Raw genomic sequence first — 20,808 nt, forward strand, 5'->3', positions numbered from 1 at the left:
ACGTGGCTGGCGCTGTTTAGCCTAACGCCAGCTCGACCGATGCGCGGCGCCGCTCTTCCACCATTGTTTCGATCAACGAAGCAAGATCGTCGGTGGCGGGATCGCAGATCCGCGACGAGCGATGCAGTTCGAGATCGGCGGGCGGCAGCGTCGGCAAGCCTTCCGCCGCGCCGAGCACGCGCCAGCTTTCCGGCAGCGTGCAGCGGTCGATGATCGTCACGGCCGCGCCGTGGTTCACCGCCACCTTGATGCCGGTCGGGCTCTGGCTCGTATAGACCACGTGATAAGGGCGGTCGAGCGCTGCTAGCGCTTCGAGTCCGCGCTGGCGGTAGCAGCAGGTCTCCGGAAACAGCGCGAGCGGCACCGATGCCTGACGGTCGAGCGCGAAATCCTTGTGGGCCGCCCACACCACTTCCTCCCTCCCCAGATGCCGGCCGCCGTTCTGCGAGCCGTGCCGGACCACCAGTGCAATATCCAGCTCACCCGCCTGCAGGCGTTCGAGCAATTCGAGCGACATCCGGCAATGGATGTGCGGCCGCGCGCCTGGGCGCAGCTCGTAAAACTTCTTGAGCAGGTCCGGCAACCACAATTCGGCGTAATCCTCCGGCAGTCCAAAACGGATCACGCCCTCGCGGCTGCTCCGGTTTAGTGCGGCGATCGCCTCGTTTTGCACCTGAATAATGCGCCGGGCGTGAATCAGAAAGTTTTCCCCGTCGCGTGAAAGGGCAAGACGTCGGCTATTGCGCAGGAACATATGCGTTTCCAGCCGCTCTTCGAGCGTGCGGATACGCAGGCTGATGGTGGATTGCGTGCGATGGAGCTGCTTCGCCGCCGCGGTGAAACCGCCGCTGTCCACCACGGCGACGAACGCACGCACCAGTTCGGGGTCCAGAGAGCTGAGTTTGGACCAATCGGGTCCGCTGATGGCTGCCATCGGAATTACTCGCTTTCCAAAGAAATTTGGTGATCGAAACATGGGGACGTCGATGAGCTGATTGTTGTCGAAAACAATTCAACTCACAAATCAACCTGCAAACCACGAAACTGGAGTCACACCGTGTCAGCCAGCCTGCCTTTTGCCGATGCTGAATGCACCGATCTGAGCGATATCGTCGATACCGGGCGTTATCCGTTGCACGATCCGGACCACCCCCGCACGCGCGAGCTGATCGCGAACTGCCGCGCGCATCTTGCCGGCAACGGCAGCGCCGTGCTGCACGGCTTTTTGCGTCCCGCTGCACTGGAGCAGGCACGCGCCGAAGGCCTGGCGCTCGCTGCCAAGACCTATTTTTCCAGCCGCAAGGTCAATGCCTATTTCACGGCGGACGACCCGACGTTGCCCGAAGGAGACCCGCGGCGCGTCTTCATGGACCGCACCAGCGGCTTTGTGACGCGCGACGTGATTCCGGCCGACGCGATCATCCATCGCATCTATGTGGCGCAGGCAATGAAGCGCTTCGTGGCCGCGTGCCTTGGCGAGGAACGTGTCTGGGAATACGCCGATCCGTATGCCGGTCTCGTGCAGAACGTCATGCCGCCTGGCACCGAGCAGCCGTGGCACTACGACACCAACGAATTCATCGTGTCGATGATGACGCAGCAGCCCGACGCGGGCGGCGACTTCGAGTATTGCCCGAACATCCGTTCTCCTGAAGGTGAGAACTATGGCGGCGTCGGTGCGGTGGTGCGCGGCGAGACGCGTGCGCCGATCAACGTCATCACGCTGCAGCCGGGCGATCTGCAACTGTTCAAGGGCCGCTTCTCGTTGCATCGCGTCACCCAGGTGCAGGGTGGAATCGACCGTCACACGGCGATCTTCGCGTACTCGAAGAAGCCAGGCGTGATCGGCCGGCTCGAACGCACGCGGCAGCTTTATGGCCGGGTCTCCGAGATGCATCTGGAAGCCGAACAACGGCTGGTGCGTGCCGACAATCTGGTCGATTGAGCGCGCGCGCCGCTACAGCTTTGAAACCGTAGTCTTTGCTGCTCCCGATATCTATAACGTTCCCCACTGGAAACCATGACGATTCTTTGCCCGACTCATCGCCCGGAAGACTGCGAACCGACTGCGGAAGAAATTGCGCAGATCCAGCGCGACCGGCTCGCCGCCGTGCGCCGTGAGCTGAAAAAGCGCGACCTGAGCGCTGCCATCCTGTTCGACCCGACTCACATGCGCTACGCGACCGGCTCGCGCAACATGCAGGTCTATTCGATGCGCAACCCGGCGCGCTACGCGTTCATTCCGGCTGAAGGCAAGGTGGTGCTGTTCGAATACGCGGGCTGCGATTTTCTCGCCGAAGGGCTCGATACGGTCGACGAGATTCGCCCGGCCACCGCGATTTCCTATTACTTCTGCGACGACATGCTCGGCCGCGTGACCGAACGCTGGGCCGCCGAGATCGACGATCTGATCAGGCAATGCGGCGGCGGCAAGCGTATCGCCATCGAAAGCGCCACATCCGCAGCGGCCTTCGCGCTGCAGGCGCGCGGCTACCAGATCTCCGACGCCCAGGAGCCGCTGGAACGGGCGCGAGCGATCAAGGTGCCCAACGAGATCAAGATGATCCGCTCGTCGCTGCGCGCGGCGGAAGAGGGCGTGCACAAGCTCGAAGCGGCGCTCGTGCCCGGCATCAGCGAAAACGAGCTGTGGTCGCATCTGCACAAGCACATCATCGAAACGGACGGCGACTATGTGGAGACGCGCCTGATCAGCTCAGGACCGCGCACCAACCCCTGGTTCCAGGAAAGCAGCCCGCGCAAGATCCAGGCGGGCGAGCTGGTCGGACTCGACACCGACGTGGTGGGACGGTTCGGCTACTACGCCGACTTCTCGCGCACTTTCCTGTGCGGCGACGGCCCGGCGACACCCGCACAGAAGAACCTCTACAAGCTCGCCTATGAGCAGGTTCATTCAAACATGGAAAACGTGCGCGCCGGCACGACCTTCCAGGAGTTTATCGCCAAGGCCTGGAGGATCCCCGGTCCGTATCAGGCTCGCCGCTATTTCGCGCTGGCGCATGGCGTCGGCATGACGGGCGAATACCCGTACATCGTGCATCGCGAGGATAACGAAGCGAAGGGCTATGACGGCGTGATGGAGCCGGGCATGACCCTGTGCATCGAGAGCTATATCGGTCACGAGGACGGCGGTGAAGGCGTCAAGCTCGAAGAGCAGGTTTATATCCGCGACGACGGCCAGCTGGAACTGCTGTCCGACTATCCATTCGAGAAACGCCTGCTCGCCTGATGGACGGCAAAGCGCGAGGCTTTCCGCGTTCGAACTCAACCTGTTTACATCTACAAGGGTGATCGACCATGCAATTCAGACTACTCCGGGCGGCGCTCGCCGCTGCCGCGCTGACCCTGACCGGCACGGCGGCTCATGCAGCTTCCAATGCAGCCGATAGCTGGTGTACGCAAGGCAAGACCGTGCATTTCGCGGGTATCACGTGGGAAAGCGGTTCATTCGCCACCGAGGTGCTGCGGCAGATCATGGAAAAGGGCTACGGCTGCAAGACCGATGTCGTGCCGGGCAGCACGGCGGCGACCGAAACGGCGCTCGCGCATAACGACGTGCAGGTGTGGGCCGAGCAGTGGACGGGCCGCAGCGAAATCACGGCCAAGGCGGTCGCCAGCGGTTCGGTCAAGCTGGTGGGGGACACTTTGCCGGGCGGCACGAAGGAAGGCTGGTTCGTGCCGGAATACGTGATCAAGGGCGATCCGGCGCGCGGCATCAAGCCGGTGGCGCCGGATCTTGTGTCGGTGACGGATCTGCCGAAGTACAAGAGCGTGTTCGCCGACGACGAGGAACCGGACAAGGGCCGCTTTCTGAACTGCCCGACCGGTTGGGACTGCGAGCGCGTGAATACGCGCCTCCTGAAAGTGCTGAACCTCGACGCGACGTACACCAACTTCCACCCGGGCACCGGCGCCGCGCTGGATGCCGCGATCGCCTCCGCTTACCAGCGCGGCGCGCCGATTGTCTTCTACTACTGGGGACCGGCCGCGCTGATGGCGAAGTACAAGTTTGCGCAACTGAAGATGCCGCCGTTCAACGACGCCTGCTGGAAGACCCTGCGCGACGAGAGCAGCACGCAGCAATGCGCGTCCTCGTACATGGTGTCGCATGTGACGGTGGGTGTGTCGGCGCCGTTCTATGACGCGGACCCGGATCTGATGTCGATGCTTGCCAAGGTCAGGTTTCCGATGGACTTCCTGAACAACACCATCCTCGAGATGAGCACGAAGAAGCTCGACGGCTCCGCGATGGCCACGCAGTTCCTGCGCGATCACCCTGAAATGTGGAAGCAGTGGGTGCCCGCGGACGTCGCCTCGAAGGTGCAGGCGAATCTCGGAACATGAGAGAAGCCTGAGCGAAACCGAAGCCAGGCCGGTCCCGCTCATCGTGTGAGCTGCGCGTGATCGCCTGGCGTGGGACCGGGTTAGCGCTTAACGCTAACTCAGGTCTACAGGAGTCAGTCATGAATGGGTTCTTTTTGCATCTGTCGATTGTCGATGTCGTGAACGACAAGGTCGGCGCACTCGTCCAGAACTATGGCGACACGTTTCATGCCTTCAGTCTGCTAGTGCTGAAGTATCTGCTGGTACCGCTCGAAAGCAGCTTGCGGGTTTTGCCGCCTTGGCTCGTGCTGGTGCTGGCGGGCGTGATCACCTGGCATGCGACGCGGCGCATGGGCGTGGCCGCCTTCTTCGTGCTGCTGCTCTACGCGATTGGCTGCTTTGGGCTGTGGGACAAGCTGATGGAAACACTTGCGCTGATGCTGGTGGCGACCGTCCTGTCCATCGCGATCGGCGTGCCGCTCGGCATTGTCTGTTCGCAGAGCAGCCTGCTGCGGCGCATCCTGCTGCCGGTGCTCGACATCATGCAGACGCTGCCGAGCTTCGTGTATCTGATCCCGGTGCTGATGCTGTTCGGCCTCGGCAAGGTGCCGGCGATTTTCGCCACCGTGATCTACGCCTTGCCGCCGCTGATCCGCCTGACCGATCTGGGGATTCGCCATGTCGATGGCGATGTGGTCGAAGCGGCTCGCGCGTTCGGCACGACCCGCTGGCAGTTGCTGCTCGGTGTGCAGTTGCCGCTCGCCCGGCCGAGCATCATGGCGGGCATCAACCAGACCACGATGATGTCGCTGTCGATGGTGGTGATTGCCTCGATGATCGGCTCGCGTGGTCTTGGCGAGGACGTGCTGGCCGGCATCCAGACACTCGATGTCGGCAAGGGCACGCAGGCCGGCATTGCCATCGTGATTCTGGCGATTGTGATCGACCGGGTCAGCCAGGGCTATGGACAGGAGCGCCGCGCCCGGCGTGTCGCGGCGGCCCAGCGCGACGCACGGCTGCAGGCTCGCCGTCAAAGGCGTGTGCGGGCCCAGGCGCTGCAACATGCTGCACACCCCGAAGGCGCGGAACTGGCCGGCGAAGCACGCCATTGATGTCCTGTGCAGGCGGCGCGGATGGCGCTTGCGTGCGCTGCCTCGCCTGCACCCAGGCCTCACTTTACTGATGCAGTCTGCAGAACGCTGCGTAAGGAGCGGGAAGATGAAAGCGATTCACGTCAAGAACGTCTACAAGATCTTCGGACCGGCGAGCGCGCATGCGCGCGTGCTCGAACTGTTGCGGCAAGGCGCGTCCAAAGCGGACGTATTGGCGAAAACCGGCTGCAACGTCGGGCTCAATAACGTGAACCTGACCATCGAGCCGGGTCAGATCTTTGTCATCATGGGTTTGTCAGGTTCCGGAAAGTCGACGCTGGTGCGTCATCTGAACCGCCTGATCGATCCGAGCGCCGGCGAGATTCTGGTGGACGGCAAGGACATCCTGAAGCTCAATGCGAGCGGCCTGCGCGAGTTGCGCCGCTATCGCATCAGCATGGTGTTTCAGAACTTCGGGCTGCTGCCGCATGCGACGGTTCTGGAAAACGCGGCCTATGCGTTGCGCACCCGTGGCGAAGCGCGCGCGGCGGCGTTTGCTGCTGCGCGTGACTGGTTGAAGAAAGTCGGTCTTGAAGGCTATGCGGAGAAGTTTCCGGACGAACTCTCCGGTGGAATGCGGCAGCGCGTAGGCCTTGCCCGCGCGCTTGCCGCCGATACGGACGTCGTGCTGATGGACGAAGCGTTCTCCGCATTGGACCCGTTGATTCGCACGGAAATGCAGGATCAGTTGCTTGAGTTGCAGGCGACGCTCAACAAGACCGTGGTGTTCATTACCCACGACCTCGACGAAGCGCTGCGCCTGGGCACGCGGATCGCGATTCTGCGTGACGGCGAGCTGGTGCAGCAGGGCAGTCCGCAGGAGATTTTGCGCAATCCGGCGAACGATTACGTGCGCCGCTTCGTGGAGCGGCGCGGGGAACGCACGGAGCTGGCGGCGTGAGGATTGGATGGCCCGAAGGCTTAAAGGTCTCGGGATCACGTAGAGGCGGTGCGGCGCCGGCGTATAGGCGTATAGACGCATAGGCAGCGCCTCACTCCGCCTTGCCATCTTTAGGCCAGCGATTCTCGAACACGCAATCGGCGAGCGGCAGGCGGCTTGCCCACCGTTCGGTTTCCAGCATCGGTTCCGCATAAAACCGATCGACGTGGCCGAGGCACAGAATCGCCACGGGCCGTGCGCCCTCGGGCATATGCAGCAGGGCGCGCACCGCGTCGACGTCGAACAGCGACACCCAGCCCATGCCGAGCCCTTCGGCGCGCGCCGCGAGCCACATGTTCTGGATCGCGCAGGCCACCGAGGCGAGATCCATTTCGGGCAGCGTGCGGCGTCCGAAGATGTGTTTCTCGCGGCCGTCCATCAACGCTATTACCAGCAGCTCGCCGCATTCGAGCATGCCTTCGACCTTCAGCTTCATGAACTCGTCGCGCCGCTTGCCGAGTGCGTCGGCGGTGGCGAGCCGTTCGTGCTCGACGGCTTCATGCAGTGCAACACGCAGCGCCGGATCGGTGATGCGCGCAATTCGCCACGGCTGCATGAAGCCGACGCTCGGCGCATGGTGCGCCGCCTCGAGCAGGCGTTGCAGCACGGCCGGGTCGACCGGGTCGCGCACGAAGTGCCGCATGTCACGCCGTTCATGGATGGCGCGGTAGACGGCCTCGCGATCGGAATCGTTAAAACAGTTCGCCATGAAACAGGGCGGCCGCGAAGGCCGGGTTGGAGGGCCAGTAGGCGTGCATATAGGTGGCGACGATCGGGCCGGCGCGGAATACGGCTTCACCCGGCGCGCCGGTTTGCGCGCGAGTGGCTGTTCGCACGGGTGCGAGCGGCGTCGTCAGCTTCGAGTAGTGAAACGTATGACCGGTCATGGTGCCATGGATGCCGTCTATCTGCTGCATGCCCAGTGCGGCAAGGCGGGGCTGCATCGCCGACTCGCCCGGCAGCAGGCCGAGCATCGGCGTGGTTGCGCCGTGGATATCGGTGAGCCGGTCGAGTAGATAGAGCATACCGCCACATTCGGCGACGATGGGTTTTCGTGCTGCTGCATGGGCACGAATCGCGTCTGCGGTTTGCGTATGCCGTGACAGCGCGTCCGCGTGCAGCTCAGGATAGCCACCGGGCAGATAGAGCGCGTTCGCGCCGTCCGGCACCGGTTCGTCGGCAAGCGGTGAGAAATAGCTGAGGTGCGCGCCCAACGCTTCGAGTAGCGCGATATTGGCCGGATAGATGAAGGAGAAGGCCGCGTCGCGTGCAATCGCGATGTGCTGGCCGGCGAGCCAGCGCGGTAGCGGGGCACTGGCGGGCGCATCGAATGCCACCTGGGGCGGCAACTCGGCCAGCGGCGTAGCGGCGAGCGCGTCCGCGGCGCGATCGAGCCTCATGTCCAGATCGTCGACCTCGCCGGCCTGGTGCAGGCCCAGATGCCGCTCGGGCAATTCGATTTCTTCCGCGCTGCCGATATGCCCGGTCCAGCGCATGCCCGCGGGTAACGCCTCTTGCAGCATCTGGGCATGGCGCGCCGAGCCGACCCGGTTGGCGAACACGCCATGAAACGGTACGCCGGGCCGGAATTGCGCGAGGCCGAAAGCCACCGCGCCGAAGGTCTGCGCCATCGCCTTGGCCGAAATCACCGTCACCACCGGCACGCCGAACACGGTGGCAAGATCGGCGCTGCTCGGCGTGCCGTCGTACAGGCCCATCACGCCCTCGATCAGGATCAGATCGGCCTCGGCCGCCGCCTGCGCGAGCAGCTCGCGGCAGGCGTGCTCGCCGACCATCCACAGATCGAGCGACAGGACCGGTGCGCCGCTTGCGCGGGCGAGGATCATCGGGTCCAGAAAATCCGGGCCGGTCTTGAAGACGCGCACGCGCCGCCCTTGCCGCCGGTGGTAGCGGGCGAGGCCGGCCGTGATCGTGGTTTTGCCCTGACCGGAGGCCGGTGCGCTGATGAACAGGGCGGGACAGGACGGCACGCTCAGAACTCCACGCCGCGCTGCGCTTTCACGTGCTGCTCGCGGTACGGGTGCTTGACGATGCGCATTTCGGTAACGAGGTCCGCCGCTTCGATCAGCGCGTCCGGCGCGTGGCGCCCGGTGATGACCACATGCAGCATCTCAGGGCGGGCGCCCACGACCGCCAGCACTTCGTCGAGCGGCAGGTACTCGTACTTCAGCACGGTGTTCAGCTCGTCGAGGATCACCATGTGATATTCGCCACTTTCGATCATCCGCCGTGCTTCGTCCCAGCCCTTGCGGGCGGTGGCCATGTCCGCTTCGCGGTTCTGGGTATTCCACGTGTAGCCGTCGCCCATCGTGACGAAATCGCAGTTGGCGATCTTGCCGAGAAAGTCGCGCTCAGACGTATGCAACGCGCCTTTGATGAACTGCACGACGCCAAGCCGCATGCCGTGGCCGAGCACGCGTACCGCCATGCCGAACGCGGCGGTGGTCTTGCCCTTTCCGGTGCCGGTATTGACGATCAGCAGACCCTTTTCGATGGTCGCTTCAGCCTGCTTTTTCTCGTGGCCTTCGCGCCGCCGCTGGGTCATGCGCAGATGCGATTCGGGATCGGTTTTCATGGCGGGTCCTGTTTGCTGGTGAGTCGGATTCGGTTGTGTGGGTGAGCGACGTAGCTGCGTGCATCGCAATGGCAACAGTCACGCCGTCGAGCACGGTTTTGGGGACGAGCAGGCGGCCCGCGGAGGCGGCGAGCAGCGCGCAGGGTTCACAGACGCCGTCCACGCCGAGATGTACACGCACGGTGGATGAGGGAGTCGGCAGTTCGGACACGGTTGCCACTTCGGCGCGGCTGAAAATCCGCAAAGGCAGCGCGTGGCGCGCGCAGAATTCAAGCAGGCCGGGTTCGTCGGCTTTGGATTCGATGGTGGCAACGGTCCGGATCGCCGCCAACGGGTAGGCGCCGAGTGCGGCCTGAACCGCTGCTGCAATCTGGTCCGCGCAGGTGTGCCGTTTGCAGCCTATGCCGATGCTGAGGGTTTTATCGGCACCGTCGAAATTGCTTTCCTTCACACTCTAGGCAGCGCTCAGCGGGTGAAGATCAGACAGATCGATCTTGGCCGCTTCCTCAAGATCGTAGTCGGACTGCAGGCCAAGCCAGAACTGCGGCGTGGTTCCGAGCACGATCGAGAGCCGCAGCGCCGTGTCTGCTGACACGGCGCGCTCGCCGTGCACGATCTCATTGATTCGCCGCGGCGGCACCTTCATCGCACGCGCCAACGCGTTCTGGCTCATGCCCATCGGGACCAGAAATTCCTCGTTGAGGACTTCGCCCGGGTGAATATTTCCAAGTTTGTCCATGGTTTGCTCCTCAGTGGTAGTCGACGATTTCCACGTCGTAGGCACTGCCGTTATGCCAACGAAAACAGATGCGCCACTGGTCGTTGATCCTGATGCTGTGCTGGCCAGCGCGGTCGCCTTTGAGCAGTTCGAGACGATTCGCAGGCGGAATTCTCAGATCGGCCAACGCGTGGGCGTTGTTCAACATCCGCAATTTGCGGCGCGCCACTGGCTGAATTTCCGCCGGCAGTCGCTTCGAGCGCTCGCCGGACCAGATTAGCGCGGTCTCTTTGTCAGTGATGTTGTTGATCGCCATGGCCAATTATAACGCGTCGCGTTATATAACGCAATGCGTCATAGAGCGCGCAGCCGTGGCTGACCCCGCCCGCTTCCTTGACGCGCGGGCCTCCCGGGCCTACACTCCCACGCACTTTGGTGCTCGCGCGCGCGTTCCTGCGCGCGCAGTTAAACGGGAAACAGGGCGTCTGCCTGCAACGGACCGGACCAACCTGTGCTGCCCCCGCAACGGTAAGCGAAGGCATCGCGCAAGCGGTGCAAAGCCGGCTTCAATGTCTGCGCGCAAGGTCGCGCACGCATGCAACCACTGGGCGGGAAACCCCTCGCCTGGGAAGGGGAAGCGGCGTTTTCGCCAGCCCGGATACCGGCCAGAGAAGACGGTTGGCGCCGCGGGGATGCGGCCTGTTTCCACCACTTCAGTTCACCACGTCACGATGCTTTTCTGGCGCTGTTGCTGCGCCCTTATTGGTCCCCGCGCTGTCCCCGCGTTTTCGTCAGAAACCTCTCGCCCTCGCCGGCGATGCACTCGCGCTTTGAGCACCCGTTGCGCGGTCTCGCCGGCCTGCCCAATGTGAAACACGTTTGGACGGACTAACCATGCAAAATCCCCGTCACGGTCGTGACAGGCTTTCTCGGCAGCGGTAAAACCACGCTATTGCGGCACATTCTTCAGCACGCAGGCGGCAAGCGCATTGCGGTGATCGTCAACGAGTTCGGCGAACTCGGCATTGACGGCGAGATCCTCAAGGGCTGCGGTATCGGCTGTGACGAAAACGGCAACGAGACCGAAGGTCAATTGTATGAACTGGCCAACGGCTGCCTGTGCTGTACGGTGCAGGAAGAGTTTTTCCCGGTAATGGAAAAGCTGGTGGAACGGCGCGAGCAGATCGATCACGTGCTGATCGAAACCTCCGGCCTTGCGTTGCCGAAACCGCTGGTGCAGGCATTCAACTGGCCGGCCATCAAGAACAGCTTCACGGTGGATGCGGTGGTAACGGTGGTGGATGGCCCGGCTGCGGCGAGCGGCCAGTTTGCCGATAACCCGGTGGCCGTGGATGCGCAACGCAAGGCCGATCCGAACCTCGATCACGAATCGCCGCTGCATGAGCTGTTCGAAGACCAGTTGTCGGCGGCGGATCTCGTGATCCTGAACAAGACGGATCTGCTCGACGAGGTGCAGCAAGGCGCGGTCGAAGCGCTGATCCGCGAAGAGATTCCGTCGCAGGTGAAGGTCGTGCGCGCGCACATGGGGCAACTGGACCTGCACACGCTGCTCGGTCTGGAAGCGGCTTCGGAAGCGACGATCCACCTGCGCCACGATCATCACGGCTCGGCCGAAGATGCGGATCACCATCACGACGAGTTCGATTCGGTGGTGGTGCAGGCGCAGACGCCGTCGCGCGAAGGCGCGATTGCCGCGTTGCAGAGCCTTGTGGAGAGCAACACGATTTACCGGGTGAAGGGTTTCGCTGTCTTGCCGGGTGCGCCGATGCGTCTGGTCATTCAAGGCGTGGGCCGGCGCTTCGACAGCTATTTCGACCGCCGCTGGCAAGCCGGTGAAGCGCAGCAAAGCCGCTTTGTGCTGATCGGCGAAGATCTCGACCAGGCCGCCTTGCAAGCGGCGTTCGACGCCGCGCTTCACGCCGAAGCGCAACAGGAGTAACCAGTCATGCATCTGCTGCGCACCACGCCGGGTGGCTTCGTCGACGACACCCAGGGTGTCATCCGTATCGATCAGCAGCCCGCCGAGATCGTGGTGCTCAGCTCCGCCGATACGACGCTGTCCTTGCTCGCCAGCGTCGTGCCACGCCTCGGTCCCGGTTTTCCGAGCGTGCGGCTCGCGAACGTCACGTATCTGCGGCAACCGGCTTCGGTCGATTTCTACGTCGACGACGTTTTGCAGCATGCGCGTGTCGTGGTGGTCGATCACCTGGGCGGCGAAGCTTACTGGCCGTATGGTATCGAGCAGGTCGTCGCGTTTGCCGGACGCAAGCAGCAGATGCTGGCAATGTTCTCCGGCGATTTGCAGGAAGATCCGAACCTGCTCGCCCGCAGCACGGCAGATGCGGCGCTGTGCCATCAGCTTTGGCGCTATCTGCGCGAGGGCGGTGCGCAGAACGCCGAGGCGTTTTTGCGCTGCATCGCCTACCGTGCGCTCGGCTGGGGGCAGGAGCCGGCGGCGCCGCGCGTATTGCCGGCGGCCACGCTTTATCACCCTGAACACCACACGCCGACGATTGATGATTGGCAAGCCCGCTGGCGCGCGGACGCGCCGGTCGTCGCGATCCTGTTCTATAAGGCGCATCTGCAGGCCGCCAATACGGCGGTATTCGATGCGCTGATCGAGGCGCTCGAAGCGCAAGGCATGAATCCACTGCCGATTGCGCTGACCTCGCTCAAGGACGCCATGAGCCGCGAGGTGTTGCAGCAGTTGTGCGCGCAACATGATGTCACGCTGGTGCTGAACACGACCGCGTTCGCCGCCACGGCAATCGACGATCCCGATCCGCTGGCGCTAGCCGGCGACGCCCCGGTGCTGCAGGTGATCCTGAGCGGGGGAAACCGCGAGGACTGGGTCAAGGATAACCAGGGATTGAACTCGCGCGATATTGCCATGCATATCGCGCTACCCGAGGTGGACGGCCGCATCATCACGCGGGCGATCAGCTTCAAGGGGCTCGCGTATCGCTGCCCGCATACCGAAGTGGACGTGGTGCGCTACCAGCCCGATCACGAACGCATTGCATTTCTGGCGGCGCTGAGCCACCGCTGGTGCCGCTTGCGCACGCTGGATAACGCGGATAAGAAGCTCGCGTTGATCCTCGCGAACTATCCGATGAGCGAAGGGCGCATCGGCAACGGAGTGGGGCTAGATACGCCGGCTTCGGTGGTGGGCATCCTCGAGATGCTCGCGGCACAAGGTTATCGCCTGCCCGAGTTGCCCGCGAACGGCGATGCATTGCTGCGCAAGCTGACCGAAGGCGTGACCAACGACCCGGTGGTGCGCGATCTGCGCCCCGCATTGCAGAGCTTCGCGCTCGACGACTATCTGATGCATTTCGCGCGTCTGCCGGCCGAGGCAAGAGACGCCCTGGTCGCACGCTGGGGGCCGCCCGAGCAAGACCCGACACTGCGGCGCGGCCGCTTCATGATCGCCGGCTGGCGCTGCGGCCACGTGTTCGTGGGGATTCAGCCGTCACGCTCGCGCGAGCAGGGCGATTACGCAAGCTATCACGATGCCGAGCTCGTGCCGCCGCATGCGTACCTCGCGTTCTACTTCTGGTTGCGTCACCAGTTTGGCGTCGATGCGCTCGTTCACGTCGGCAAGCACGGCAACCTCGAATGGCTGCCGGGCAAGAGCGTCGCGTTGAGCGACGCGTGCTGGCCCGATCTGATTCTGGGGCCGCTGCCGCATCTGTATCCGTTTATCGTCAACGATCCGGGCGAGGGCAGTCAGGCGAAGCGTCGTGCCCAGGCTGTGATCATCGATCATCTGATGCCACCGCTCACGCGTGCCGAAAGCTATGGCCCGTTGCAGGACCTCGAACGCCAGGTCGACGAGTACTGCGAAGCATTGATGGTCGACCCGCGCCGCTCGAAGCTCTTGCGGCGCACGATTCTGGCCACCATCGTCGAACATCGTCTGCATGAAGAGCTGAGTCTGAGCGAGCCGAACGGGCAGGACGCCGAAGATGCGCTGCTGACGCGCGTCGATGCATGGCTATGCGAGCTCAAGGAAGCGCAGATTCGCGATGGCCTGCACACCTTCGGCCGCTCGCCCGAGGGCATGCAGCGGCGCGATACGCTGCTCGCGCTCGGACGCTTTCCGGTGGGCGACGGGCGCGGCAGCAAAGCGGGTCTTGTCGATGCCCTGGCGCGCGATCTGCAGATGGCGCATCTGTTCGACCCGCTCTCGGCGGACTGGGCAGCGGTATGGGACGGTCCGCGGCCCGCGGTCCTGCAGCAGGTCAGCGATGCGCCGTGGCGTCACAACGGCGACACCCGTGAACGGCTCGAATTGCTCGCCAGCGCGTTGCTGACGCCAATGTGCGGCGGCCCCGATGCCGGCGTGACCCTGCCCGCCGCGGGGACGCTGCCGCAAACCGGACTCGTGCTCGAACGTTTGCGCAACGACGTGCTGCCGAGACTCGACGCATGCGGCGCCGAAGAGATGCGGCACCTCAGGCGCGGGCTCGAAGGCCGCTTCGTGCCGGCCGGGCCCAGCGGTTCGCCCTCGCGCGGCCGGCCCGATGTGCTGCCTACCGGCCGCAATTTCTATTCGGTCGACACGCGCGCCATTCCCACCCAGGCTGCCTGGGCGCTGGGCCTGAAGTCGGCGCAGCACCTGATCGAGCGGCATCTGCAGGAGCACGGCGATTATCCGCGGGCGATTGGTCTCTCGGTGTGGGGCACCGCGACCATGCGCACCGGCGGCGACGATATCGCCCAGGCGATGGCGCTTATCGGTGTGCGGCCGAAGTGGGCGCCCGGCAGCCATCGCGTGACCGACTTCGAGATCATGCCAATGGAGGCTTTCGACCGGCCGCGTATCGACGTCACGCTACGCGTGTCCGGTTTCTTCCGTGACGCGTTCGCGAACGTGATGCATCTGTTCGACGCGGCGGTGCAAGCGGTGGCCGAACTCGACGAACCCGAGAATCTGAACCCGATCCGTGCGCGCGTGCTGCGCGAACGCGATGCCTTGATTGCCCGCGGCATGGATGCGGCCGAGGCCCGCAAGCGCGCCGGCTGGCGCGTCTTCAGCGCGCGGCCGGGCGCATACGGCGCGGGCCTGCAAGAGATTATCGACACTCAGCAATGGCAGACTGACGCCGATCTGGCAAATGCATATCAGGCATGGGGTGGCTACGCCTACACCCAGAAAAGCGCCGGTGAGGAAGCGCGTCACGCCTTTGGCGCCCGGCTCGCTGCCATGGACGTCGTGCTGCAGAATCAGGACAACCGCGAGCACGACCTGCTCGACTCGAACGACTACTACCAGTTCCAGGGCGGCATGGCGGCAGCCGTGCGGCATCTGGCGGGCAATCAGCCGGCCGTGTACCACGCCGACCATAGCAATCCGGACGCACCGCGCGTGCGCACGCTGCATGAAGAGATTGCCCGGGTGATCCGTTCGCGTGTGGTCAATCCGAAGTGGCTCGACGGCGTGAAGCGTCATGGCTACAAGGGCGCCGCGGAGATTGCCGCGACGGTCGATTATCTGTACGGCTACGATGCAACCGCTCGCGTGATTGCCGACCATCAGTATGCGCTGGTGACGGACGCCTATCTGAACGATGCGGATACGCGCGAGTTTCTGCAACAGCACAATCCGCACGCCTTGCATTCGATCTGCGAGCGCCTGCTCGAAGCGATGCAGCGCGGCTTATGGCAAGCGCCGGGCGACTACCGCAGACAGGTGGAACAGCATCTGCTGGCAACCGAGCAGGCCATTGAAGGAACCCGACCATGAACGCAGCGACCGAGCTTCGCAACACGCCCGCGGCGCGCCCCGCCTTTCCGTTCACCGCGCTCGTCGGGCAAGCGCCGCTACGGCAGGCGCTGCTGCTGGCGGCCATCGATCCGGGTCTCGGCGGCGTGCTCGTAAGCGGCCCGCGCGGGACCGCCAAATCGACGGCTGCACGCGCGCTTGCCGAACTGCTGCCCGAGGGGCAACTGGTGAGCCTGCCGCTTGGCGCCAGCGAAGATCGCCTGATCGGCACGCTCGATATCGAAGGGGCGCTGCAAGACGGTGCCGTGAGGTTTTCGCCGGGTCTGCTGGCGAAGGCCCATCGTGGCGTGCTCTATGTCGACGAAGTCAATCTGTTGCCGGATGCGCTGGTCGATGCGTTGCTCGATGCGGCCGCCAGCGGCGTGAACATCGTCGAGCGCGACGGTATTTCGCACAGCCATGAAGCGAGTTTCGTCCTGATCGGCACAATGAATCCGGAGGAAGGTGAGTTGCGGCCGCAACTGATCGACCGCTTCGGCCTGATGGTGGAGCTGGAAAACTGTTTCGATCCGCTTGTGCGCCAGCAGATCGTCAAGGCGCGGCTCGCGTTCGACCTCGACCCGCCGGGGTTTCGCGCCGCCTATGCGGAGCAGCAGGCGCAGCAGGTGCAGCGGATTCACGCTGCACGCGGCGCATTGCCGGGCCTCGTCTTCGATGACGCCGTGCATGCCCATGTCAGCGCACTATGCATTGCGGCTGCGGTCGATGGCTTGCGTGCCGATCTGGTGATGCTGCGCGCAGCACGTGCGCTGGCGGCGCTCGAACAGGCGGGTGCGGTGACGACAGAGCATGTCGATCGCGTTGCCGAAACGGTGTTGAAACACCGCCGGCATCAGCGTGAAACCGCGCCGCAAACCGATGCGTCCAGGCAACCACCGGCGCCGCGCCAGCAAGACACCACGCTCAAGAGTCCTGATCAATCCGCTGCTGGAGCCCAACCGGACGGCAACAGCAACAGCAACAGCAACAGCGAATGGGGCTACCTTCCGCCTCAGCCGACCGGTACAACACCGGTCAAAGGCGTGATTCCGCTCAACGCAAAAAAACGCTGAGCCATCGGAAGGGCGCTGCCGCTGACCTGCACGGCGGTTTTCGATGGCGTAAAGGCGCGGGTGGGGCTGCACGCGGCAACGGGCAGGGCGCGCGCATTGCGTGGCCGCAGACCTTTGCCGCGAAACGCCGGCAGCGCCTGCGCGCCGAGCATCTGCGCTTTGTACCCACGGCACCACAGGGCGGTGTCCTGCATTGCTTCCTGCTCGATTGCTCCGGTTCGATGCTGGCGGGGCAGCGGCTCGCGCTCGCCAAAGGCTTGCTCGTCGCGCTATTCGACCGCGCCAGCTCGGCGCGTGCCGAGGCGGCGCTGGTGGGTTTTGGCGGCACGGGTGTGGAGTTGCGTTTTGGACCGGCGGTGCCGCGCTGGTGGAACGAGCGCTGGCTACGGCCGCTGGGCGGTGGAGGCGGCACACCGCTGGCCGCCGGCATGCGCCGCGCTGGGCAACTGCTGGAGCGCGCCGCACACCGCAAGCCTTTGCAGCAGCGCTGGCTCTGGGTACTGACCGATGGGCGCAGTGGCGAGCTGCCGGTGCGTCCCGCGCAAGCCGACCAGATTGTGTTCGTGGATTTCGAACGCGGTGCGATCCGCCTCGGGCGTTGCCAGCAGCTAGCCGAAGCATGGGGCGCCATGTGGATTACGCCGGAAGAGCTGATCGGCTAGCGTAGCAGCGCCAGCCGACCCCAGCCGAACTCCCTACTTGGTGCCGTTGGTCCAGTACAGGACATCGTCCTGGCGGTCGAAGACGAACACCTTCATGGCCATTTGCTGCGCCGCATCGAGGCGGTCGAACTCGAGACCATGCACGGCGGGCTCGCCGGTCGCACCTACGCCGTTCGCACCCCGTTGCAGGTTGCGGATGACGGCATTGGTTTCGATCAGCGTATCGAGGTCTTTGGACTTGAGCGCAAACGCGACGCGCAGCCGGTCGCCGACCTGCCCTAGCGGCCAGGCCGCCGTGAGCGACATCCCGAGCGCACTGATACCCTTCGCGAGACCAAGCCCTTCGTACGTTTCGCCGGTTTCGCCGATGCCGTAGCGCACGGGCAGGTGCGCACGGACCCGGATCGATTTGCGTTCGCGCAGACGCCGGATCACACCGGGTTTAGACAGGACGAGGTAGTCGAACGGCAACTGGCAGACCGCTTCGACCGTGCAGACGAAGCGGAACACCGCCTGGCTGGCGATCGCGACGATCTCTACGTTTTCTCCCACGCCGAGCGACAGGGGCTTGCCTTCGAACAACGGCGGCGTGGTAAAGAGCGCTTCGTTCGGCGCGAAGCCGATGATGCGGCACGGATGCATTGGCGCGGCGCTGCCGATCTGCTGGCGCAAGCCCAGGAGCGCACCGATAGTCAGGTGCATGTCCTTGACGGTCAGCGGCTCGGCCGTTTCCGGCGTGCTGTGCGCGGCCTCGCCCGACGCGGCGGCGTTGTCGCACAGGTCGCCACGGTGCGGGCTGAAATTGTCGAACAGGAACTTGCGTTCCTCGACGCCCACCAGAATGGCGCCGGTGTCGAATAGCAGTGTTCCGTCGCGATCGACGATAGGCCAGTCGAGCGGCGTGCCGACCGGTACGGTGTCTGAGGTCAGTGCGGCCGGCACTCCCTTGACGGGTGACTCCACGGTATCTTCGTTCATTGACGTTTTTAGTAGCGAAGCAGGTGGCGGATTAGTTATATTAACGTCAGGCTTGACGGAAAGTTTAGTGATTAATTGTTAATTGGATCTCGTCGCGTATATCGCCGCAATGGCGAATGATGGGTTTTATAACGCGCGCTTGAATCTGTATCCAGAGTTTGTCTCCAGAAGCGGCTGGCTGGCGTGGCGGCAATCAAGCCGCAATCAAGCTGCGGCGAGCCGCCAGCAGCGGGGCGCACGGCCAATGTGAGCGGCATTTGACGCGCAAGCCTCGCTCAGGCCGCAACCTGCTCGCGCAGCCATGCAAAGAACGTGTGAATCTCCGCCTCGCGTGGATGGTGTTCGCGCCAGCTGACGAAGTACTCCAGACTGGCCGGCACGCAGACCGTGCCAATCTGCATCAGCGCGCCCGATTCGATCGCATCGCGCACCACCAGGCGCCGCGAGGTGACCGCGCCCTGGCCGGCGACGGCAGCCTGCACCAGCGAATCGGCACTGTCGAAAATCGGGCCGAACGAGGGTTCCCCCAGCGGCAGGCCGGCCGCCTTGAGCCAGTCGCGCCAGGAGCGGTGAGCGAAGCGCAGCATGGGCAAGGCACGGGTGTCCGCGATCGTGAAGTTGGGGATCCGCGCCACCAGCTCCGGGCTGACAACGGCGATCACATGGTCATCGACCAGTTTGTGCGACACGAAACCTGGCTCGTCGACGCGTTTGTGCCAGATGCCCAGGTCTACCGTGTAAGGGTCGGGAGGCTGCAGTTCGGCATGCACCCGCAGCATCAGATCGATGTGCGGGTGCAGCGCCGAGAAGCCCGTCAGGCGCCGGATCAGCCAGTTGCCGGCGAGGTCGGACATGACGCTGACTTCGAGGCGCACCGCCCCGGTCTGCTCTCTTGCCTGCGCTTCGGTGAAGGCGTCCTCGATTTCCGCGAGGCCGAGGCGCACCCGCTCGGCGAGGCGCGCTGCCGCGCTGGTCGGGATCATGCGTGCCCCCACCCGCCGGAACAGCGGGGTGCCGAGCGTATCCTCCAGGTTGCGCAGATGGTGGCTGATCGCGCTGTGCGTCAGATTCAATTCGTCGGCCGCGCGCGTAAAGCTGCGGTGCCGGCTGGCCGCTTCAAGGGCGCGGAGCGCCTGCAGAGGGGGGAGCTGTTTGAACATGATGTCAAATTCTACTCACAATTCCGGCAAAAACGTTTCGTTGGTCATCTGTCGCGCAACTCGGGACAATGAGCGTCGGATTCACTTGCCCGGGCTTTTCATCATGTCGAAAGCGTTGCGTATATTCGTTTTGTTCTCTTGCGGATATTTCATTTCGTATGTCTATCGGGGTATCAATATCGAGTTCGCACCTTTTATGGCGCACGATATTGGCCTGTCGGCGGCCGATCTCGGCTTGCTGACCAGTCTTTATTTCCTGGGTTTTGCCGGTGCGCAGTTGCCGGCGGGCGTTCTGCTCGATCACTTCGGGGTCCGGCGGGTGTGCGCGCTGTTATTGCTGGTCGCGGCCGCCGGGGCCGCCGTGTTTGGCATGGCGCATGGTCTGGCGACGTTGATGGCAGGGCGGCTCCTGATCGGCGTTGGGGTTTCCGTCTGCCTCGGCGGCGCGTTCAAGGCGCTGGCGCAATGGTTCCCGGTCAACCGCCTGCCTTTGCTCAACGGACTCGTGATGGCGGTGGGCGGGTTCGGCGGCGTGGTGGTCGGCTCGCCGCTGAACTGGCTGTTGCGCTTCACGGACTGGCGGATGATCTGCTTCGGACTGACGGCTGTGACCGTGGCGACCTCGGCTGCGATCTGGTTCGGCGCACCCGATGCAGCGAATACTCACCGGCAAGCGGGACTCGTCGAGCAGTTGCGCGGCGTGGGCCATGTGCTGCGCAGTCGCGTGTTCTGGAAAATCGCGTCCTTCGCCGGGATGGCCCAAGGGGTCTTCTATGCGATGCAGTCGCTCTGGATGGCGCCGTATATGCGCGACGTCATGGGCCTCAGTGAGCACGCCACGGCTACGCTGGTCTCGGTCGTCGCGCTGGCGATGATGGCGGGCTGTGTGGGATTCGGCGCGGTTGCGCGGCGGCTGGAGCAGTACGGGATGAGTCTGTCCGCGTTTTCCGGAGCGGGTATGCTGCTGTTCATCTGCGTCCAGGGCGCCATCATGGCCCACGTGCCGATTCCCGCGGCGTGGCTGTGGGCTGCTTACGGGATCTTCGGCGGCAGCGGCATTCTCAGCTATGCGGTACTGGCCGAACATTTCCCCGCGCACCTGATGGGGCGTGTGAATACCTCGCTCACACTGGTTATCTTTGTGCTGATCTTTTTGTGCCAGACGGGGGTGGGGACGATTTTGAGCGCGTATCCGGCGCAAGCCGCGGCCGATGGCGCGCACTATCCGGTCGAGGCGCATATGAGCGCGTGGACTGTGCTTGGCGTGCTGCAGGTTATGGCGGCGGTATGGTATTTCTGGCCCACGGGGCGGCGGGTGGCGAAACCGGTGCGCATGCCCGAAGCCGGGTGATCTCACCACCGTCTGCGTTCGCCGTCAGGCGCACCTTCCCGCACGCTGCC

19 protein-coding genes and 1 riboswitch are annotated in these 20,808 nt (G+C 64.1%); of the genes, 10 read left to right on the forward strand and 9 right to left on the reverse strand.

Annotated elements, in window-relative coordinates; genetic code table 11:
- Positions 1 to 16 precede the first annotated feature (16 nt).
- Positions 17 to 934 carry a LysR substrate-binding domain-containing protein gene (locus tag FFS45_RS08375; RefSeq protein ID WP_137954164.1) on the reverse strand — a complete coding sequence of 306 codons (918 nt, stop codon included), beginning with the start codon at positions 932 to 934 and terminating at the stop codon, positions 17 to 19.
- A 123-nt stretch (positions 935 to 1,057) separates the two neighbouring features.
- Between FFS45_RS08375 and FFS45_RS08380 the strand changes: the two genes are divergently transcribed.
- The 5 genes from FFS45_RS08380 (at position 1,058) to FFS45_RS08400 (ending at position 6,393) form a co-directional block, all read left to right on the forward strand.
- Positions 1,058 to 1,945 (forward strand): hypothetical protein, encoded by an 888-nt coding sequence (locus FFS45_RS08380; protein ID WP_137954165.1) that lies wholly within the window; start codon positions 1,058 to 1,060, stop codon positions 1,943 to 1,945.
- A gap of 75 nt (positions 1,946 to 2,020) precedes the next feature.
- On the forward strand, positions 2,021 to 3,247 hold the full coding sequence (locus FFS45_RS08385; RefSeq protein ID WP_137954166.1) for a Xaa-Pro peptidase family protein: 1,227 nt from the start codon (positions 2,021 to 2,023) through the stop codon (positions 3,245 to 3,247).
- A gap of 68 nt (positions 3,248 to 3,315) precedes the next feature.
- A complete protein-coding gene (locus FFS45_RS08390; protein ID WP_137954167.1) occupies positions 3,316 to 4,362 on the forward strand; it encodes an ABC transporter substrate-binding protein in 1,047 nt (348 codons plus the stop codon).
- Positions 4,363 to 4,481: 119 nt separating this feature from the next.
- Positions 4,482 to 5,453, forward strand: a complete 972-nt coding sequence (locus tag FFS45_RS08395; RefSeq protein WP_137954168.1) for a proline/glycine betaine ABC transporter permease — start codon at positions 4,482 to 4,484, stop codon at positions 5,451 to 5,453.
- Positions 5,454 to 5,559: 106 nt separating this feature from the next.
- Complete coding sequence (locus FFS45_RS08400; RefSeq protein ID WP_137954169.1) at positions 5,560 to 6,393, forward strand: betaine/proline/choline family ABC transporter ATP-binding protein; 834 nt, start codon at positions 5,560 to 5,562, stop codon at positions 6,391 to 6,393.
- Between the two features lie 91 nt (positions 6,394 to 6,484).
- On the opposite strand, the gene bluB is transcribed toward FFS45_RS08400, so the two are convergent.
- The 6 genes from bluB to FFS45_RS08430 are packed head-to-tail and all read right to left on the reverse strand — an operon-like array spanning position 6,485 to position 10,062.
- Complete coding sequence (gene bluB, locus FFS45_RS08405) at positions 6,485 to 7,141, reverse strand: 5,6-dimethylbenzimidazole synthase (RefSeq protein WP_137954170.1); 657 nt, start codon at positions 7,139 to 7,141, stop codon at positions 6,485 to 6,487.
- Positions 7,125 to 8,423 carry a cobyrinate a,c-diamide synthase gene (locus FFS45_RS08410; protein WP_137954171.1) on the reverse strand — a complete coding sequence of 433 codons (1,299 nt, stop codon included), beginning with the start codon at positions 8,421 to 8,423 and terminating at the stop codon, positions 7,125 to 7,127. The genes bluB and FFS45_RS08410 overlap by 17 nt, the downstream gene beginning before the upstream one ends.
- A gap of 2 nt (positions 8,424 to 8,425) precedes the next feature.
- Positions 8,426 to 9,028, reverse strand: a complete 603-nt coding sequence (gene cobO / locus FFS45_RS08415) for a cob(I)yrinic acid a,c-diamide adenosyltransferase (RefSeq protein ID WP_137954172.1) — start codon at positions 9,026 to 9,028, stop codon at positions 8,426 to 8,428.
- Positions 8,955 to 9,479 (reverse strand): cobalamin biosynthesis protein, encoded by a 525-nt coding sequence (locus tag FFS45_RS08420; protein WP_137954173.1) that lies wholly within the window; start codon positions 9,477 to 9,479, stop codon positions 8,955 to 8,957. The genes cobO and FFS45_RS08420 overlap by 74 nt, the downstream gene beginning before the upstream one ends.
- A gap of 3 nt (positions 9,480 to 9,482) precedes the next feature.
- Complete coding sequence (locus FFS45_RS08425) at positions 9,483 to 9,767, reverse strand: HigA family addiction module antitoxin (RefSeq protein WP_137954174.1); 285 nt, start codon at positions 9,765 to 9,767, stop codon at positions 9,483 to 9,485.
- A gap of 10 nt (positions 9,768 to 9,777) precedes the next feature.
- Positions 9,778 to 10,062 (reverse strand): type II toxin-antitoxin system RelE/ParE family toxin, encoded by a 285-nt coding sequence (locus FFS45_RS08430; RefSeq protein ID WP_137954175.1) that lies wholly within the window; start codon positions 10,060 to 10,062, stop codon positions 9,778 to 9,780.
- A 100-nt stretch (positions 10,063 to 10,162) separates the two neighbouring features.
- Positions 10,163 to 10,431, forward strand: a riboswitch (cobalamin riboswitch).
- Between the two features lie 231 nt (positions 10,432 to 10,662).
- On the opposite strand from FFS45_RS08430, the gene cobW reads away from it, so the two are divergent.
- From cobW to FFS45_RS08450, 4 genes are read left to right on the forward strand one after another with little or no spacing between them, the layout of a single operon-like run.
- Positions 10,663 to 11,706 (forward strand): cobalamin biosynthesis protein CobW, encoded by a 1,044-nt coding sequence (cobW, locus tag FFS45_RS08435; RefSeq protein ID WP_249362725.1) that lies wholly within the window; start codon positions 10,663 to 10,665, stop codon positions 11,704 to 11,706.
- Between the two features lie 6 nt (positions 11,707 to 11,712).
- Entirely contained in the window at positions 11,713 to 15,516 is a 3,804-nt protein-coding gene (gene cobN / locus FFS45_RS08440; protein WP_137954177.1) for a cobaltochelatase subunit CobN, read from the forward strand.
- On the forward strand, positions 15,513 to 16,607 hold the full coding sequence (locus FFS45_RS08445; protein ID WP_137954178.1) for an ATP-binding protein: 1,095 nt from the start codon (positions 15,513 to 15,515) through the stop codon (positions 16,605 to 16,607). The genes cobN and FFS45_RS08445 overlap by 4 nt, the downstream gene beginning before the upstream one ends.
- A 26-nt stretch (positions 16,608 to 16,633) precedes the next feature.
- Positions 16,634 to 17,269 (forward strand): VWA domain-containing protein, encoded by a 636-nt coding sequence (locus FFS45_RS08450; protein ID WP_249362736.1) that lies wholly within the window; start codon positions 16,634 to 16,636, stop codon positions 17,267 to 17,269.
- A 33-nt stretch (positions 17,270 to 17,302) separates the two neighbouring features.
- Here FFS45_RS08450 and FFS45_RS08455 read toward each other — a convergent pair whose 3' ends face one another.
- A complete protein-coding gene (locus FFS45_RS08455; RefSeq protein ID WP_137954180.1) occupies positions 17,303 to 18,247 on the reverse strand; it encodes a flagellar brake domain-containing protein in 945 nt (314 codons plus the stop codon).
- A gap of 275 nt (positions 18,248 to 18,522) precedes the next feature.
- Positions 18,523 to 19,407, reverse strand: a complete 885-nt coding sequence (locus FFS45_RS08460) for a LysR substrate-binding domain-containing protein (protein ID WP_137954181.1) — start codon at positions 19,405 to 19,407, stop codon at positions 18,523 to 18,525.
- Between the two features lie 100 nt (positions 19,408 to 19,507).
- Here FFS45_RS08460 and FFS45_RS08465 point away from each other — a divergent pair, with 100 nt between their 5' ends.
- On the forward strand, positions 19,508 to 20,758 hold the full coding sequence (locus FFS45_RS08465) for an MFS transporter (protein ID WP_137954346.1): 1,251 nt from the start codon (positions 19,508 to 19,510) through the stop codon (positions 20,756 to 20,758).
- Positions 20,759 to 20,808: the final 50 nt, after the last annotated feature.

The sequence above is a fragment of the Burkholderia sp. 4M9327F10 genome, from assembly GCF_005503145.1.
Lineage (GTDB): Bacteria > Pseudomonadota > Gammaproteobacteria > Burkholderiales > Burkholderiaceae > Paraburkholderia.

Bases quoted from the DNA above. Each gene is read 5' to 3' on its own strand.
- FFS45_RS08375 (WP_137954164.1), bottom strand. From the start codon at position 934: ATGGCAGCCATCAGCGGACCCGATTGGTCCAAACTCAGCTCTCTGGAC.
- FFS45_RS08385 (WP_137954166.1), top strand. From the start codon at position 2,021: ATGACGATTCTTTGCCCGACTCATCGCCCGGAAGACTGCGAACCGACT.
- FFS45_RS08390 (WP_137954167.1), top strand. From the start codon at position 3,316: ATGCAATTCAGACTACTCCGGGCGGCGCTCGCCGCTGCCGCGCTGACC.
- FFS45_RS08395 (WP_137954168.1), top strand. From the start codon at position 4,482: ATGAATGGGTTCTTTTTGCATCTGTCGATTGTCGATGTCGTGAACGAC.
- FFS45_RS08400 (WP_137954169.1), top strand. From the start codon at position 5,560: ATGAAAGCGATTCACGTCAAGAACGTCTACAAGATCTTCGGACCGGCG.
- bluB (WP_137954170.1), bottom strand. From the start codon at position 7,141: ATGGCGAACTGTTTTAACGATTCCGATCGCGAGGCCGTCTACCGCGCC.
- cobO (WP_137954172.1), bottom strand. From the start codon at position 9,028: ATGAAAACCGATCCCGAATCGCATCTGCGCATGACCCAGCGGCGGCGC.
- FFS45_RS08425 (WP_137954174.1), bottom strand. From the start codon at position 9,767: ATGGACAAACTTGGAAATATTCACCCGGGCGAAGTCCTCAACGAGGAA.
- FFS45_RS08430 (WP_137954175.1), bottom strand. From the start codon at position 10,062: ATGGCGATCAACAACATCACTGACAAAGAGACCGCGCTAATCTGGTCC.
- cobN (WP_137954177.1), top strand. From the start codon at position 11,713: ATGCATCTGCTGCGCACCACGCCGGGTGGCTTCGTCGACGACACCCAG.
- FFS45_RS08445 (WP_137954178.1), top strand. From the start codon at position 15,513: ATGAACGCAGCGACCGAGCTTCGCAACACGCCCGCGGCGCGCCCCGCC.
- FFS45_RS08455 (WP_137954180.1), bottom strand. From the start codon at position 18,247: ATGAACGAAGATACCGTGGAGTCACCCGTCAAGGGAGTGCCGGCCGCA.
- FFS45_RS08460 (WP_137954181.1), bottom strand. From the start codon at position 19,407: ATGTTCAAACAGCTCCCCCCTCTGCAGGCGCTCCGCGCCCTTGAAGCG.